Origin of the sequence: Klebsiella sp. 28, assembly GCF_018223905.1 — a bacterium.
Classification (GTDB): domain Bacteria; phylum Pseudomonadota; class Gammaproteobacteria; order Enterobacterales; family Enterobacteriaceae; genus Klebsiella; species Klebsiella pneumoniae.
The window spans coordinates 1-15,321 of sequence record NZ_JAGRQY010000086.1 but is presented as its reverse complement, the minus strand read 5'-3'; the positions used below and the strand labels follow the sequence as shown (position 1 = coordinate 15,321).

Below are 15,321 nucleotides of genomic sequence, written 5' to 3'. Positions count from 1 at the left end.
GGCTATTTGCATTCTAGGGTTGGAACTCATCCATTCTAATCCTTGATTCTTAGTCGGAAAAAAGCTGCTTCTGGTTGGATTTTTCTGTTTTTCACCACCCTGCGAAAATCTAACATTGGTTGGATTCTCAGTCGCGCCCTATCTCGCGTTAATCCAACTCTCCACCTTCTGCCTGCTTCAACAATGTCGGAATGTGCGGTCCATACTCGACCTTGCCTCGTCCTGCTCGAATACCACTGCCGACCTTGCGGGCTTCTTTGGAGTACAACGTCTTTGCACGGATGATGTCATAGCTGTAACCCCGACCTAACCGGTTGGACATCTTGATCAAGCCGTTGAGCCCTTCGGTATACCCATTGGTGATTGAGAACGGCGCATCCCAGTAGGCAAAGATGTCGTCGTAATGGTTGTGTACCGTTTTCACCAGTTTTTTGAAAGGCTCCATACCATAAGGCGGAAGGCTGTTCTCCCAAGCCTCAAAGGCGTTCTGAGCACTCTGCTTATCGGGTTCGTCGTAGATGCAGAAGAAGGCTTCCTTGAAGTCATAGGCCACGGCAAGTTCTGGGATCGCCTGCTTTACAACCTCCAGCGCCTTTTGCTCCGCGGGCGTCAGGTTGCCGGGCCGCTTCAGGGTTAGCCAGCGAATGGACTTTTTGACATAAATCCGATCTTCTTTGCTTAACTGTGCCTGATAGTTCTTGCGCTCCGCTTCCAGGGCTTCAGAGGCCATCTTGACGACATGGAACTTGTCGATCACCAGTTTGGCGTTGGGCAGATACTGAGCAAAGGAACGCTTGAAGGGGCGCCACATATCCGTACAGACCCATTCCACCTTGTCAGCATCCGGCAAATCCTTGAAGAAGGGCATCAGGTGCTCTTGAGTACGATGCTCCAACATATCAAAGACGTTGTTGGTTGCCAGGTTGGTGATTACACAGCGATACCCGCCGGCCAGATTCACTTCGTCGATTCCCATGATGACAGGGGTTTCGTAACGAACGGTTTGGGAGAGTTCCTCAATGAGATCGTGAGCGATGTTCTTGACGGTGTTCACCGCCACACCGGTTTGCTCGGCTAAAGCATGGAAGGTGGTTCCCAGGCACTGTTGCCGAATAACATCGACCAGCCGTTTGGTGGCTCGGCGTTTGTCATCCAGAAAACTCAACTCCGGTATGGACATTTTGCCGCACGACTCACAGCGAAAGCGCGGGCGCTGAACTTCAAGGCGGACGGGCTCCATGTACAGCGGCGTGTCCATGAACTTGTTTTTGCGCGTACCGTGTCTGTGCATAGGGATGTTGCAGTCCCCACATAACGGCACCTGGACCGTTACCGGCTCAGCAACTATCACAAGGCACTTGCCTTCGTGGCGCATATCGACCGGCTTGATGCCTGGCAGATTCAGCAGGTCGAGCATCGGCTTAATCCATACCCAGATCGATGTCTTTGCCTTCACGCAGCAGGTCATACACCATATCAACCAATGCGGTCATGCCCTGACGGTCAGACTTGAGCACCTGGGTTGCCAGCTTCTGATGACTGGACAAAGCACGAACAACCGCTTGCTGCACAGCACCGGGGAGGTTGCCTTTCATAGCCTGCTCACGGGTGTTGCTTTCCACCTGAGCCATGACGACATCGCTTTCACCGGTAATCGCTGAAATCTGATTAACGAAAGCAACCTGATCCTGGATCGGCGTCGCCTCACCAAACAGGCTGTTGAGCTTCTCGATAATCTCTTTGACGAATTTCGGCTTGTCGCCTGCCGCGCCACCACCGCCTGCACCTGCTGGTTGCAATACCGGGGTTTTGCCTTCGTCTTCTACGTCATCGGGTCGAGCATTGATGTCAAAGCCGGTGAGCACCAAGCCGGTCAAGTCCACCGTTTCCGGTGCTTCGTGTAATAGACGCTTTTGCAGCAGCTTGGCGAACGCGGCGAAGTTCTCCAGCTCCGGGTCGCCAAAATCAATCAGTTGGGCGATATAAGAGTAGGTACGACAAAAACGCCCCAAATCCGACTTAAAGCCAATCAGCGCCTTGATTTGCTCGGCGTACTCATCCTGATGGTGATCGGCAGACTTCATACCTGCCTCATCACCCTTAGCACGGGCCTTCTCAAAAGCCGCTTCCCAGGTCGCCATGCCATCACGCAGCATTTTCATCTTGTCGTTATACAAGGCCGTCGCTCCAGCAGTGGCGGCATACAGCGCCTTGTGCTGCGGCGATTTGGTATGGGTGATGTCCCGAATGGTCTTGAAGCGAGCTTCCTTGAACGCGGCCAAGTTCTTATCGTCGTATAGGCCGTGCTCGTCCAAGCGCTCCTTGATCTCGTAGACCACATTAAGGTCTTGCACTTCGTCGATGTGAGCACCCTTGTCATAGGTGGTAAAGGCCTGACGCACGTTCTCTGGGTCGTTCACAAAGTCGATGATAAAGACCTCGTCCTTACCGGGGGCCGTCCGGTTGAGGCGGGCGAAGGTCTGCACAATCTCCACATGGTTGGCGATTTTCTTGTCTACATACATGGCGACCAGTTTGGGCTGGTCAAAGCCTGTCTGGAACTTGTCGGCCACCAACATCACCCGGTATTCAGGGCGGTCAAAGGCAAAGCGCAAATCCTGCCCTTGGACATCCGGGTTCATGCTCTGCTCGGTGAACTCCTCGCTCTCATCGACGATAAACACATCGTCCTTAAACTCACCGTCATCCTGGTGCATCACCTGCTTGCCAGTCATCTTGCCGGAGAAGGCTACCAGTGAGTGAATAAAGCCGTACTCGCTGTGCTGCTCAATATAGCGGTCAAACGCCTTCTTGTAGCGAATGGCAGCGGCACGGGAGCTGGTCACGACCATCGCCTTGGCCTTGCCATCGAGCCGGTGCGCGACGTTCTTGGTGAAGTGCTCAACGATAAACTGCACCTTCTGGGTCACATTGGTGGGGTGCAATGACATCCACTGTGCCAGGGCGCGTTTGGCGGCCTTGCCGCTTACCCGCTTGCTGTCTTCAAGCTGCTTGGAAAGGTTGAAGGCCGTTTTGTAGGGCACATAGCCTTTCAGCACATCGAGAATGAATTTCTCCTCAATGGCCTGGCGCATGGTGTACAGGTGGAAGGCTTGTGGAGGGTTATCGTTCGAGGCTGGCCGGCTCGGGTCTGTTGGGCGACCGAACAGCATCAAAGTGGAGTGCTTCGGCGTACCGGTAAAGGCGAAATAGCTGATATTGTCCGGGCGGGCCCGGGACTTTTGCAGTTGTTCCAGCAATTCATCCACCGTCATGGTGGACATCTTGCCTTGTCCGCTCATCCCCAGCGCGGCTTGCAGCTTAGCGGCGGTAGAGCCGGTCTGCGAGTTATGTGCCTCATCAATGATTACCGCAAAGTTTTTCCCTTTCAGGGCTTTGTCAGTGATGATGGCTTCCATCGCGTAGGGGAAGGTCTGGATCGTGACCACCACAATCGGCGTGCCAGACAACAAGGCCTCCGAGAGCTGCTTGCTCTTGGACTTGGATGACTTCTGCCGGTCAATGGCGGCGATCACCCCAAACTGATGGTCAATCTGTTTCACCGCGTCCTGAAGCTGGCCGTCTAGCACATTACGGTCGGTTACAATGATCACGCTGTTAAATACCGAGTCGCCGTTATCTTCGCGCAGTTTCACCAAGTCATGGGCCGTCCAGGAAATGGTGCTGGTCTTGCCGGAACCGGCGCTGTGGTCACACAGGTAGGTCATGCCTGCGCCGTTTTCGCGGGCATCGGCCAGCATCTGGTTCACTGCCGTCCATTGGTGAAAGCGCGGGAAAATCAGGGTTTCTTTCTTCGACCAGTTACCCTGAATATCCACCACGTCCTTTTTCTCGACGTAGACAAAGCTATGGAAAATCCGCAGCCAGGCATCCGGCTGGCAGACCGCCTCCCAGAAGTAGGCTACCGGGTATTCCTGGGTACCATCGGCCTTAATCTCACCTGGCGGGTTACCTGCATGTACCGTGCCACTTTCGTCCTTGCGCCCCTTATTGAACGGCAGGAAAAAGGTGTTTTCTCCATCCAGCTTGGTCGCCATCATGATTTCAGAGTCGGACATGGCGAAATGTACCACCGCCCCACGCTTGAAGGTCAGCAATGGCTCTCGGCGTTTGGTCTGGGCGTCATACGGCAGGCGATCATTGCGGTACTGATCCATGGCCGCTTCGCAGGACTGGGTGAAGTCGGTCTTCAGTTCGACGGTTGCCACAGGCAGACCGTTGATAAACAGCACCAGATCAATGGCAAATTCACGGGCCGGGTGATACTTCAGCTCCGGCACCACGCGCAGGATATTGGCCTGGTAGCGCTCAATGACTGCTGCATTGCGCTTGTCTTCCGGTGCGGCCTCGGTCATCTCGATCAGGCCGCAACCGGCAATGGAAAAGCCCTGGCGCAACACCTGCATGGTGCCTTGTTTCTCCAGTGCTTTATCCAAGCGATCCATCAGCACTTCAAGGGTTTTGGCCCCGTTGAGCCGTTCCAGCTTGTCCCATTTTTCCTGCTGGCCGCTGGTTTTGATCCAGCTTTCCAGGTCTTCGGGGTACACCGCCCGCTCGGTGTCGTAGAACTTGGAATCACCCAGCTTCCAGCCCTGCTCTACCAACCGGTCGATGATGTATTGCTGGAAGTGTTTTTCCTGATGTGCTGCTGATTGCATTTATTGTTTTCCTCGCAAATCAATCTGGCCGGTGACAGCGGCGGTGATAAAGGCCGAGCGGCGCTCTTTGAGTAGGGTAATACTTTGCTCTGCCTTGCCAATCAGCGCATCAATACGGGCGGTTTCACGTTCGAGAGTGGCGGCGATGGTGGCTTGTTCTTTATATGGAGGAATTGGCAATGGCAAATTCTCCAGAACATTCATGCCTATGTTTTGTTGCGTTCCATAGCTCCAGTTCAGCGCAACACCGGCTTGAAACTCGGTTGAGCGCAATGCATATAGCAAGAATTTTGGTGCCGTCTCGGAATTGGCGCGGATAGCAGCAAGAGGAGACCATATGTTGAACTCTCGATTATCTTCAACCATGGCTGTGATTCCGGTTGTTGCACCTGATTTGACCATGTAAATATCGCCTTGTTGCGGCTTATACTTTCGTGAATAACGCTTATGGTCGGCTCGAGATATATATCCCCAAGCTTTGCTGAAATTGATTCTTCCGGATGACACGGCCTCGGCAGATATAAACACGATGCCATCCTGCGGTTCTGCCGGAACCGGGGTCTCATGAGGGCCATCTGTAATCGGAGTTGATAGCAAAAATTTTAGCGCTGGGATCGCCCAATGCTCCGGCACCTGCCCAATCCACTCAACGCCGGAATCCTTCATATTCACGTTGGGGTCTAGGCCCTTGGTGACAGCATGGGTAATCAGCGCCTGGCGCTTTTCCTTCAGTAGCTCGATAAAGCGGGTTTTCTTCTCGACAAGCGCATCAATACGGGCAGTTTCGCGGTCGAGGGCGGCTGCGATGGTGGCCTGCTCGTCAAGAGAAGGAGCAGCGACACCCTCATCAAGATATTGCTCAGAATCCAGATTTTGAATCCCTGTAGATTGCTTAATGGAACGTAGATTTATCTTGAGCGCATACATAGATGCCATTAGATAATTTAGCCATGCGGACTCGGCCATTTTTGACGGCTTTATAACTGCTACAAAGTTGGAGCAAACGGCAGGCTCTTCTCCCAGATAGCGCACATTTGCACCAACTAATGTTTGTGCACCGCCTCCTGACTTCTCAAGGAGAATGTCTCCTTTGGAAACTAACCGGCTATCTTGGTGTTCCTTGGTAATCTGCCGATACGTTGAGGGGTTATAAATGACAACGTTGTTATCCCTATCGAAATCTGCAACCCGAATACATAATGTATCCGAGCCATCTTCCAGTGGGTCATCACCCCAAACGCCATTCTGGCATTGGGATATTAAATGCTTCAGCCTTTTTACCTGCCAATGCTCCGGCACCTGCCCAATCCACTCAATACCGGAATCCTTATATGCGGGATATGCTCTGTACTGGCTCATTCGCTGGCCACCTCCGCCAGTAGCGCGGCAATCTCAGCTTCTACCTGCTTCAGGTCTTCATCAATATCATGCAGCTTGCGCGGCGGCTGGTACTGGTAGAAGAAGCGGTTGAAGTTGATCTCGTAGCCAACGCGGCCCAATTGACCATCCCTGGCATCGGTAAAGCTCTCATCCAGCCAGGCATCCGGCACATGAGGAAGCACTTCGCGAGCAAAGTAGTCGTCGATGTCCTCCAGATAAGGGACGTTCTCGTAATCAGTTAAATCAGTATCCGGCACCAGGTTGCCGTTGGCATCCGTGACCGGCTCGGCTTCCGGGTCTTTGTGACCAAAGGCGCTGATCAGCGCGGCGATAAATGTCTTGTTGGCCTTGACCTTGAGCTGCTTGGCTTCGTCGGACTTGATCGCGTCCTTGGCAAAGGTTTCTGCCCAGCCATAGGTCTGCGTTTGCCCGATCAGCGGCTTGAGGGCGTCGCGCCAGAATGCCTGATGCGCGTCAGGGAGCTTTTCCCAAGAGGGGTCGGCTTCCAGGCGCTCCATGCCCGCCTTATCCAGTTCCAGGGTCATCCGCAGCGGGCGCAGTACCCTGATACGGCGGTAGCCAAAGGTGCGGTAGTCGAGCATCCGGGAAAGCGCACCGGTTTCGCCTGCTGCGTAGATGTCCAGAATCTGGCGGCGCTGCTCATCGCTGACAATACGGCGCTTGTTGCCCTCGTTGCGGATTGAAGTCCACAGGTCGGTGGCGTTGATCAACTGCACCTTGCCTTTGCGCTCCTGCGGCTTCTTGTTGGACAGAATCCACAGGTAGGTGGCGATATTGGTGCGGAAGAACAGATCCGTTGGCAGAGCTACAATGGCTTCAATCAGGTCGTCTTCCAGCAACCAACGGCGGATTTCCGATTCGCCAGACGCGGCACCGCCGTTAAACAGTGGCGAACCGGACAGCACAATAGCGGCGCGGCCACCGCCGTTGATCGGCAGTTCTAGCTTGCTCGCCAGGTGCATCAAAAACAGCATGGAGCCATCGCTAATTTTCGGCAGGCCCGGCCCAAAACGGCCCAACTCACCTTTTTTGTGTTCCGCTTCGACGGCGGTTTTGTCCTTCTCCCATTTCTTGCCGAAAGGCGGATTGGACAGGCAGTAGTGGAAACGCTCACCGGCAAACTGGTCGTTGGACAGCGTGCTGCCCTGACGAATGTTCTTCGACAGATCTCGGCCAGGGTCGGACTCCAAACGGCGGATCAGCATACCGGCCACACAAACCGCATGGGTTTCCGGCTCCAACTCCTGCCCGTGCGGCACCAGCACTGGCGGGATCTTGTCGCGGTTACCGTAGTCGCCCACATGGTTCATGGCATCGGTGAGGAAGCCACCCGTGCCACAGGTCGGGTCATACAAAGTACGAATCAAACCGGGGCTGGCCTCAAACAGGGCATCATCCGGGTCAAGCAGCAATGCGGTCGCCAGGTGAACGATGTCACGCGGCGTCATGAAGTCCTCGGCCCCTTCATTTACCTCGGCACCAAAGCGGCGAATCAGGTGTTCGTAGATGTTACTCATCACCCGATCCGGCACCACATCAGGGTGCAGGTCGATCTTGGCGAAGTTCTGGCATATCTTGTATAGCAAGCCAGCCTTCTCCAGTCGGATCACGGTATTGCCGAACTCGAACTCCTCGAAGATAGCGCGGGCGTTATCTGAAAACAGGGCGATGTAGTCTTCCAGATTGCGGCGCGTCTTGGTGCTACCCAAGGTGCCAAGGGAGTATTCGGAGGTGTTGTAAAATGGGTAATCAGCGGTTGAGCGCAGAATGGTGTCCAGCTCAACATCGGCATCCTTGAAAGCGGCGTATGCCTCTCTCACCGCCTCGCGGGTCGGCTCCAGAGCACACTCCAGGCGGCGCAGCAAGGTAAACGGCAAGATGATCTTGCCAAAGTCAGTATGCTTGAAGTCCCCCCACAGGTCTTCCGCGTTCTTCCAAATAAAGTCAGCCTGTGAAGCTGCCGATCCCGTAAATTCGTTCATTCTGGACTCCAACCACATTTTGCACAAAACAGTACAATTCCAAGCGAATGATTGTCAACCAGCTTTTGCACAAAAGGGGATGGATTTCAATTCTTGGCTAAATCTGCGATCCTACCTCAGAATGCAAATAGCCAAAAAATGAAATAATTGAAGTGAAATACATTGAAAGGGATGAAACAAGAGTATTACCAGACATCCCTGAAAACGTCATAGCTGCCTGTCAGACTCTTCAGGTGAAGCTGGATTCTGTTAAGAATAATCCATTTTTGGAAATTAGTTTGATTTATGGATTTCTTGATACTTTTGGCGAGTTTGCATCAACCTTTACAGTATGTCAGAAAGGTTGCAGCGCCTGTTGCAAAATAGGTGTCGAAATGACGGCATTAGAAGCAAGTTTTATAGAAAAAAACACATCCCACAGAATTGTATCTAACAAGCAAAGAAAATTAAAAACCAATACAGATTGCCCATTTTTAATTGATGGAATCTGCTCCATATATGAATATCGACCTTTCAATTGTAGAACCTTTTTCACAGTAGATAACCCTAAGTACTGCGAAACACCAAACGAACCTCATAGGACATATGGGAGTTTAGGTGGTCAAGACATAAATATAATTTATCAGTTTCGAAAATATATTGACCATCTAAATGGGAAGAGGAAGAAGAGTGATATCAGATTCTTCTTTGGGAATCATAAAGGAATAAAATAGCCAGGCATGGAAATATTTCAGTCCAGTTCTGCTGGCTGCGCGGGATCTGGCCTGGTAATATGGACCTGATTTTTTAGAAGAGAGGTTGTTTATGCCAGGGGAAATATATTCGTACCAGGTTATTACCGATACAACTGAACGCCTGCTCAATCAGTATGTAGCTGATGCACAAGCTAGCCCTGAGAGATCTGAAGCGTTGGTGGCAGCTTTTAATGGTGCATTTTGGTTGTGGTATCAACTCACCAGAGATTCAGATAATCCTGACAGAGATGCTGACGGAACACGTTTCATGGATCTCATACCTGAATTTCCAGAGCAATAGGCCGGGTCTGCGGCCTGTTTTTACGCCCCTCATTTAATTCCCCGCGCGGTTAGACATTCAGGTGATTGCGTCCAGTTCTGCTGGTAGCGCGGGATCTGGCTTGGTATACTAATCACACAATATCTATTCCCCATTCATAATCAGGTGAATCATGTTCAATAATGATTTTCTGTTTTATGCACCTATCTGTATAGGTGTAGGCATAGTTGCCTATTTTCTATTTATTAAAAAGAACTAATGTCGCGCCAGTGGCCTTTCTACTACTCCTCATTTAATTCCCAGCGCAGTTAGACATTCAGGTCATTCCGTCCAGTTCTGCTGGCTGTGCGGGATCTGGCCTGGTAAAATTAATGAATTGGTAGGAAAAGGAATATCCTATGACGACAGTTTTCAGGTTGATGGTTGCTTATCAGAAAGAAGACTGTTCTCGGAAGGAGCGTTATCTTTCTGCTTCTTCTCTTCCGTGGCCGGAACGTTATCAACGAAAGCCATTAATGCGACGATCACCCCGTGACCGGACGTTATTCAAGATAGCTGACAGGGATCTCCGCTATAAAAAGCGTGGCAGATATGCAAGACCAGAAACGAGTATGGTCATGCCGTTCAGTCTTTGTAGCAAGGCATAAACTCATCAGTCAGACCGTGCCAGCGGCATTTTTTATGCCCCTCGTTTAATTCCCGCGCCCACCTGGACGATCAGGTGATTCTGTCCAGTAAAAGAAGACATCATCGGGTTCATCTGCAATAAACAACAGATACACAAAAAATGCTTTTCTCCCTGGACATTTCGGCACTATCGGAATAAATGTCCAGAAAATATTTTGCTTGGTCGTATTTATTATTCTTGCACAAATACCCCAGCCTGTGCCGGGAGGTGAGCACTGACAGATGTTACCTGCCATTTCCCTTCAGCAGCGCCACCGCCTCATCGCCTGGCATCTGGAACTGCACCCGGTGCCGTGCCGCGACATCGAGCGCAAACACTTTCGTGTAGACCTCCGTCGAGCTGATCGACTTGTGTCCCATCAGGCTCTGCAGCACCTTCAGCGGGATGCCGGCATACAGCATGTGCATCCCGTAGCTGTGACGGAACGTGTGCGGGGTAACCGGTACCGAAAACGTCACCCCGTCGGCGGCAGCCGCATCAACGGCTTCACTTATCCAGGTCCGGACCGTTCTGTCGGTAATTTCCCAGATGCGTGCCTTCTCGGTTCTGCCTGTGCGTTTATTACGGCGCTCCAGCGGAATTTTAAGCGTGGCCACCATCATCTCCAGCTGGCTGACATAGTTCGCATCGGAAAGCGGAACGATACGATGAGGCTGGCTACCGGCCGGAGCTCGGCCGGCCGTTCTGGTGGCTTTTTCGGTCCGCTGCTTGAGCGTGGCCAGCTGCACGAACGGGTAGGGCGCCGTCAGCGAAAAATCACTCCGGGTCAGCGCCAGCGCTTCGTTAATTCGGGCGCCGGTGTTCCACAGGGTGGCCAGCAGCATCTTGCGGTGCAGATCGGGCACGTAGTGGAGCAGGGCGCTCACTTCCGGCGCCAGCAGGTATTTAGGCAGCTCGTCCTGAACGAGCGCCATCTGTCGCAGGGCCAGCGCGGCCGGGTAATCGATGGCCACCGGCAGCTGCGCGGCCGAAAATGAAACGCCCTGGCCTGGTATTGCCGGTATCATTATTTATTGCCCCCGGTGGAGAGGTATTGCACTGTAAGTCGTGCCAGGGCCTTCTGCGCGTAATCCTCGCCCGGGAGCACACTGATTTCTCCCCGGCGTTCCATCTCGGCGCCGATAGCGCTCAGGGTCGTAGTTACCGGCAGCAGGCGGCGCAACAACAGGGCGTGCCCGCATGCGGAACGGATACGTTCGGCAAACGCATCCTCATCGCGGGAGTATGCGCCGGGCGCCGGTCGTTCCCGGCCGTCCTTTTCCGACTGCAGTTCCTGGCACAGCGTCAGCAGCTCAACGATCTCACTGGCTGCATAAACAGCCATCAGGTCATGGTTCATTCCGGCTTATCCTGATTTGCCAAACAGCTGAGGCAGTTCATCAAACAACATCACATGACGGGTGCGCTTGCCGCGAAAAATACGCCTCATCATCGGCGTGAAATCCGCAGGCTCCCAGCCATAGGGCCACGTATAGTAAATCCCTACCTGCAGCGTGCTGTCGCGTCGTTCTGGTCCGGCAACTATACGCCTGACCTCCCTGTTCAGCGCCTCACCGCGCAGACCGTACTGGCCCAGGTAGCGGCGCAGCCGCATTCTCGGCATCCGCGGATCGGATTTCACGTAAGCATTAATATCCATATGCTGGGTGGCGGTGAGGATATTCATGCCGTACTTGCGCATGGTGCTGAAAGCGGTGGCCATCACGTCCGCTTCTGTCCGTGGTTCATCATCGGTTCTGTTCATCTGGGTTGTTGCGTGGTCCGACCGTCTAAGCTGACGCGGTATCATCCTGCAGCGACCGGAAGACAAGCAGGGCGTCCGTCCTGGAGAGTAGCTCGGTACAGTCCCCGCGCTGCGGGTTAATCTCTTCATCAATGGCCTCGTTATACTGCATGCGCAGCCGCCATCCCGTCACGGGAGGCGCGTTCTGTATGGCCAGCACCATCCCTTCCGGCGACAGCAGTTCACGGAGGGTGTAGCAGGCGCCAATCCGGGTCGAATCCCGCAGCCACATCACGGGGTACTCACTGACCAGCTGGTCATACACACATTCCGGCGTATGGAAATAATTCCCGTCCGCCCTGCATAAATTACACATTCGCGTTCCTTGTATTGAGAAACCCCGTCAGGCCAGGTCTGTCATAAAACGGCCAGGCTCAAAAGGCCAGCGCCTGTCGCCCTGCGAGTACACCTCGATCCACGCCAGTGTCCCGTGCTCAAAATACAGGTGATAACCGTCATCGGCACTGAGGGTCAGCATCCCGTCAAAACAGGTATCGGTTCGCGTACCGTCACCCATCCAGCGAAGCAGGCGGCCTTCAGCGGAAATCTCGTAAAATTCACACTCGCAGTCCAGGTCGTCGGTCTGAAAGTCCGTCCCGGTGACTCCGTCAGGCATCCGGTACCGGAATCTGACCGTATCAAACATTCCCATAATTTTGCTTCCTTAAATTGCTTAAAAATCCCGCCCCGTCGGTTGTCAGTTTGCGCTAGTCGGGGCTGTCTCCCGGCGTTCACCGGTCAGCTCCCAGGCTCTGACGGCGCGCGCATAATCCGCCGTCGTCACACGCAGACTCATCGCCTGGCACTCCAGCTGCACTACATGACCGGTCCGGGAGGTTTCCACACACCGGTTCGTCAGGCTGCGGCCGTTGGCAATGTCATCAGCCAGATCCGGTGCGGACACATAGCTTTCGTAAAGAATCGTTCCGGCGATGGCCAGTCCTGCCACCAGAACGGTGTACAGAACGAGCGCAATAGGTTCGGTTGCATATGCCTTCCCTTTAATTAATGCCCCGCCCGATAATACCGACAGGGTAATGCTTTACGCGGCACTGTTTAGGGAGTAATTACCCCATCAGCAATCATCATGAGAGCAATTATCACTGCACTGATAATAACCATCCTTATAGCCACGCTGTTAAATTACCGAATGGCCGTTTCGCGATGATCCGACTTTCTGTCGTATAACAACTTTCCGGAAGTGTACCATGCGCACGGAATAACCACACCGCCCTTTTATGGGGGTGAGCGGGCGGTCGCGGGGCAGGGGTATGACACAACATATAGCGTCATCAGCAGCTGAATACACCGCTACATCTTGTGTCAGGGGGCCGCTGAGCCCCGGAGAAGGAAAAGAAGATCCGGAACAACCTTTTTTCGGATCTCAAATGACGAAATAATTAATACCGAAGAAAATTCAATAATCAATAGTTAAAAACTATAAAAGGTGGGGTGAGAACAAAACTTGCACAACTTAACGATTTAACGTAGTCTATAAAGCATGAAATCGAAAAGGAGGTTTTATGAACACATCAACTCAAAAACGAAACGGTAATGATCGTTCCTCCACTATGCATAATTTTTTGGACAACAGCATTGCTGCAGAGCGTCTTGAGAATTTTTTTCAGGATCTGGTAGAGGAAGTTCGGTCAGGTAAAACACCGATTGCTCCTGAAAGTATGGGGAATACCGATGCGGTTTTTACCATGGATGTCATCCTGAAGTTACTTGAAAATCGCGCAGTTAACAGCCTGACGCCTGAAAAAAAACGTCAGCAGCGACGTTTACACAGTAAGGCCCTTTTCCTTCAGAGACTGGAAAATGACGGCGGGGTTTACACCTCAGCTAAAGCTGCAGAAATGGTGGGCAAGAGTAAACCCACAGTTAAAACCTGGAAAGATACCGATCAGTTACTTGCTCTTGATATTGACGGTGAGTTTTACTACCCGGTGTTTCAGTTTACTGATGAGGAAGGGATCTCGGACAAAGGCGTGCTCCGGGGTGTGGCCGAACTGCTGACTATGCTGAGCAGCTTCAGTGACCGAATGAAGTATTCTTTCTTTATGGAACAGAGAAATACTGTCCTGGATGGGCTGAACCCTGCAGGGCGTTCGTTTACCGTCGCCGAGGTTCTGAAAGGCAATCCGGATGAAAAAGTGATGAATGAATTACGCCGGCTGGCTCGCAACTATGGCACACAGAACGCCGTTTAATGAAAGGGGGTGCTTGCCCCCCCTTTATCAATTATTCCTCAACAGGAATTCCCAGGTCATAAACAAGAATATCTGCCGCTTCCTTACCCTGATACTCAAACTGACTGAGACTTGTCTGGCTCCGGGTTATGGCCATCCCGGTTCCGGCCGGATCGTCATGCCATAGCACAAGGCATGGGTCACTGGTGACATTTGACGGAAACTCCATTCCATCAAACCCTGCTGAATGAACTTTTTCAGCCAGTTGATGAGTCACTGCACGTGTTGAAGTTGTTACATCATTCAACCTTAAATCACTGCATTTAATCAGCTTACTGACCTGAAGGACCCGAATATCTTTCTCAATGACTACTGTACCCATTATGTAATTATCGAGATCTGATTCCCTGAGCCCTGTTTTATGCTGAAAAACTTCCTTCATTGCCGTGTCGGGAGTTTTGGCCACGTACATAGAGCCATTCTCACCATCATTAAGACTGTAACGGCAATCCTCGCCATTACGATTGAAAAAGACACTGCTTCCGCCGTGACTACCGAGCTGAAGCCGGAACACCTCAGTTCCTGATGGCACAGTCATTCCGCACCGCTGGAGCTGTTCGTCCTGTAACTTCCCGATTTTATCGAGAGATGCCACGTCCTGTTCATTCATGCCTGCATTTAGAGAAGTTTCAACAGTCTGATTAACTTCGTCGTTTGGGTTTACCCCTGATTTTGAACTCATATTTTCCACCACCTTTCATATAAGGATTAACATAAGCCATAGGCTTAATCTCCATCGTTTTGATGTTTTGTCCCCCGGACAGAATGCCCGGCTGGACGATGTATCTGTCGCTGTGCTGACAGACCCTCAAAGCATAAACGATTGAGAATGTTAAACAACGGCTTGTAATGCACAGAGGGGCAGAAAAATTACGGTATAGGGGGACTACCATTCATAAAAGAAGACGTGCGGATCCGCTTAAGACAATTTTCGGATCTGCACGGCGGGAAACGCGCAAAGGATATGATAATCAAGCCAAGTACATAAAATCATACTGAATGTGATATTTTTCATTAATTATAAAATCATATCTGATATGATGTTTTCTAAATGTGATGTAAATTATACGAAGTATGATTTTTGATTAAACCGGACATGTTCAGACGGAGTGTGCAGGATGTATGAAGATATGTTGTTTTCGCTCAGCTATGAGCAGATGACGCAGATGGCAGAAGAGGAAATAAAGCAATGCGATTTTCGCAGGGATGGCACCCATTATGTCTGGGAAGTGAACAAGGCTCATGACATCCTCCGCTTCTGGTATCTCCTGGCGCTGCGCGGACACACTGGCCTGGCCACAACACGGGTCGAAGCAGACTATAAACGGCTTAAAACGCTCATTTCCCAGAGGAATGAGGGACAATGATGCGGGAAAAATCCCGACGTCCGTCGCCGCTGCAGCGCCGGGTGCTGATTGTGCTGGCCGCCCTCGATGCAAAACGTCCGGGGCCGGTGGCGACGCGGGATATCGAGCGGGTGCTGGAGCAGGGCGGGGATGCCCCGGTGTACGGGCCGAACCTG

At 52.2% G+C, this 15,321-nt stretch carries 14 protein-coding genes; 3 read left to right on the top strand and 11 right to left on the bottom strand.

Annotated features, from left to right (window positions below; genetic code table 11):
• Positions 1 to 148: 148 nt before the first annotated feature.
• The 4 genes from KHQ28_RS15025 to KHQ28_RS15010 are packed head-to-tail and all read right to left on the bottom strand — an operon-like array spanning position 149 to position 8,062.
• Complete coding sequence (locus KHQ28_RS15025) at positions 149 to 1,417, bottom strand: ISL3-like element ISKpn25 family transposase (RefSeq protein ID WP_022631401.1); 1,269 nt, start codon at positions 1,415 to 1,417, stop codon at positions 149 to 151.
• A 4-nt stretch (positions 1,418 to 1,421) separates the two neighbouring features.
• A complete protein-coding gene (locus tag KHQ28_RS15020) occupies positions 1,422 to 4,679 on the bottom strand; it encodes a type I restriction endonuclease subunit R (protein WP_022631400.1) in 3,258 nt (1,085 codons plus the stop codon).
• A complete protein-coding gene (locus tag KHQ28_RS15015) occupies positions 4,680 to 6,038 on the bottom strand; it encodes a restriction endonuclease subunit S (RefSeq protein WP_022631399.1) in 1,359 nt (452 codons plus the stop codon).
• Positions 6,035 to 8,062, bottom strand: coding sequence for a class I SAM-dependent DNA methyltransferase (locus KHQ28_RS15010; protein ID WP_022631398.1), 2,028 nt, complete (start codon positions 8,060 to 8,062; stop codon positions 6,035 to 6,037). The genes KHQ28_RS15015 and KHQ28_RS15010 overlap by 4 nt, the downstream gene beginning before the upstream one ends.
• Positions 8,063 to 8,214: 152 nt before the next feature.
• Between KHQ28_RS15010 and KHQ28_RS15005 the strand changes: the two genes are divergently transcribed.
• Complete coding sequence (locus KHQ28_RS15005; protein ID WP_223363052.1) at positions 8,215 to 8,775, top strand: YkgJ family cysteine cluster protein; 561 nt, start codon at positions 8,215 to 8,217, stop codon at positions 8,773 to 8,775.
• A gap of 1,213 nt (positions 8,776 to 9,988) precedes the next feature.
• Here KHQ28_RS15005 and KHQ28_RS15000 read toward each other — a convergent pair.
• The 6 genes from KHQ28_RS15000 to KHQ28_RS29620 are packed head-to-tail and all read right to left on the bottom strand — an operon-like array spanning position 9,989 to position 12,451.
• On the bottom strand, positions 9,989 to 10,771 hold the full coding sequence (locus KHQ28_RS15000; RefSeq protein ID WP_004152340.1) for a site-specific integrase: 783 nt from the start codon (positions 10,769 to 10,771) through the stop codon (positions 9,989 to 9,991).
• The gene (locus KHQ28_RS14995) at positions 10,771 to 11,103 is read right to left on the bottom strand and encodes a hypothetical protein (RefSeq protein WP_004152339.1); all 333 of its coding nucleotides are present in this window, start codon (positions 11,101 to 11,103) and stop codon (positions 10,771 to 10,773) included. The genes KHQ28_RS15000 and KHQ28_RS14995 overlap by 1 nt, the downstream gene beginning before the upstream one ends.
• Positions 11,104 to 11,109: 6 nt before the next feature.
• On the bottom strand, positions 11,110 to 11,508 hold the full coding sequence (locus KHQ28_RS14990; RefSeq protein ID WP_004171440.1) for a hypothetical protein: 399 nt from the start codon (positions 11,506 to 11,508) through the stop codon (positions 11,110 to 11,112).
• A gap of 25 nt (positions 11,509 to 11,533) precedes the next feature.
• The gene (locus KHQ28_RS14985; RefSeq protein WP_004152337.1) at positions 11,534 to 11,863 is read right to left on the bottom strand and encodes a hypothetical protein; all 330 of its coding nucleotides are present in this window, start codon (positions 11,861 to 11,863) and stop codon (positions 11,534 to 11,536) included.
• 27 nt (positions 11,864 to 11,890) lie between these two features.
• Positions 11,891 to 12,199 (bottom strand): hypothetical protein, encoded by a 309-nt coding sequence (locus KHQ28_RS14980; RefSeq protein WP_004152336.1) that lies wholly within the window; start codon positions 12,197 to 12,199, stop codon positions 11,891 to 11,893.
• Positions 12,200 to 12,244: 45 nt separating this feature from the next.
• The gene (locus KHQ28_RS29620; protein WP_004153649.1) at positions 12,245 to 12,451 is read right to left on the bottom strand and encodes a hypothetical protein; all 207 of its coding nucleotides are present in this window, start codon (positions 12,449 to 12,451) and stop codon (positions 12,245 to 12,247) included.
• A gap of 619 nt (positions 12,452 to 13,070) precedes the next feature.
• Between KHQ28_RS29620 and KHQ28_RS14975 the strand changes: the two genes are divergently transcribed.
• The gene (locus tag KHQ28_RS14975; protein WP_004193995.1) at positions 13,071 to 13,760 is read left to right on the top strand and encodes a hypothetical protein; all 690 of its coding nucleotides are present in this window, start codon (positions 13,071 to 13,073) and stop codon (positions 13,758 to 13,760) included.
• Positions 13,761 to 13,791: 31 nt separating this feature from the next.
• On the opposite strand, the gene KHQ28_RS14970 is transcribed toward KHQ28_RS14975, so the two are convergent.
• Positions 13,792 to 14,481: an RES family NAD+ phosphorylase gene (locus KHQ28_RS14970; RefSeq protein WP_020315560.1), complete on the bottom strand. Its 690-nt coding sequence runs from the start codon at positions 14,479 to 14,481 to the stop codon at positions 13,792 to 13,794.
• A 436-nt stretch (positions 14,482 to 14,917) separates the two neighbouring features.
• On the opposite strand from KHQ28_RS14970, the gene KHQ28_RS14965 reads away from it, so the two are divergent.
• Positions 14,918 to 15,166, top strand: a complete 249-nt coding sequence (locus KHQ28_RS14965) for a hypothetical protein (RefSeq protein WP_000272716.1) — start codon at positions 14,918 to 14,920, stop codon at positions 15,164 to 15,166.
• The last annotated feature ends 155 nt before the right edge of the window (positions 15,167 to 15,321 follow it).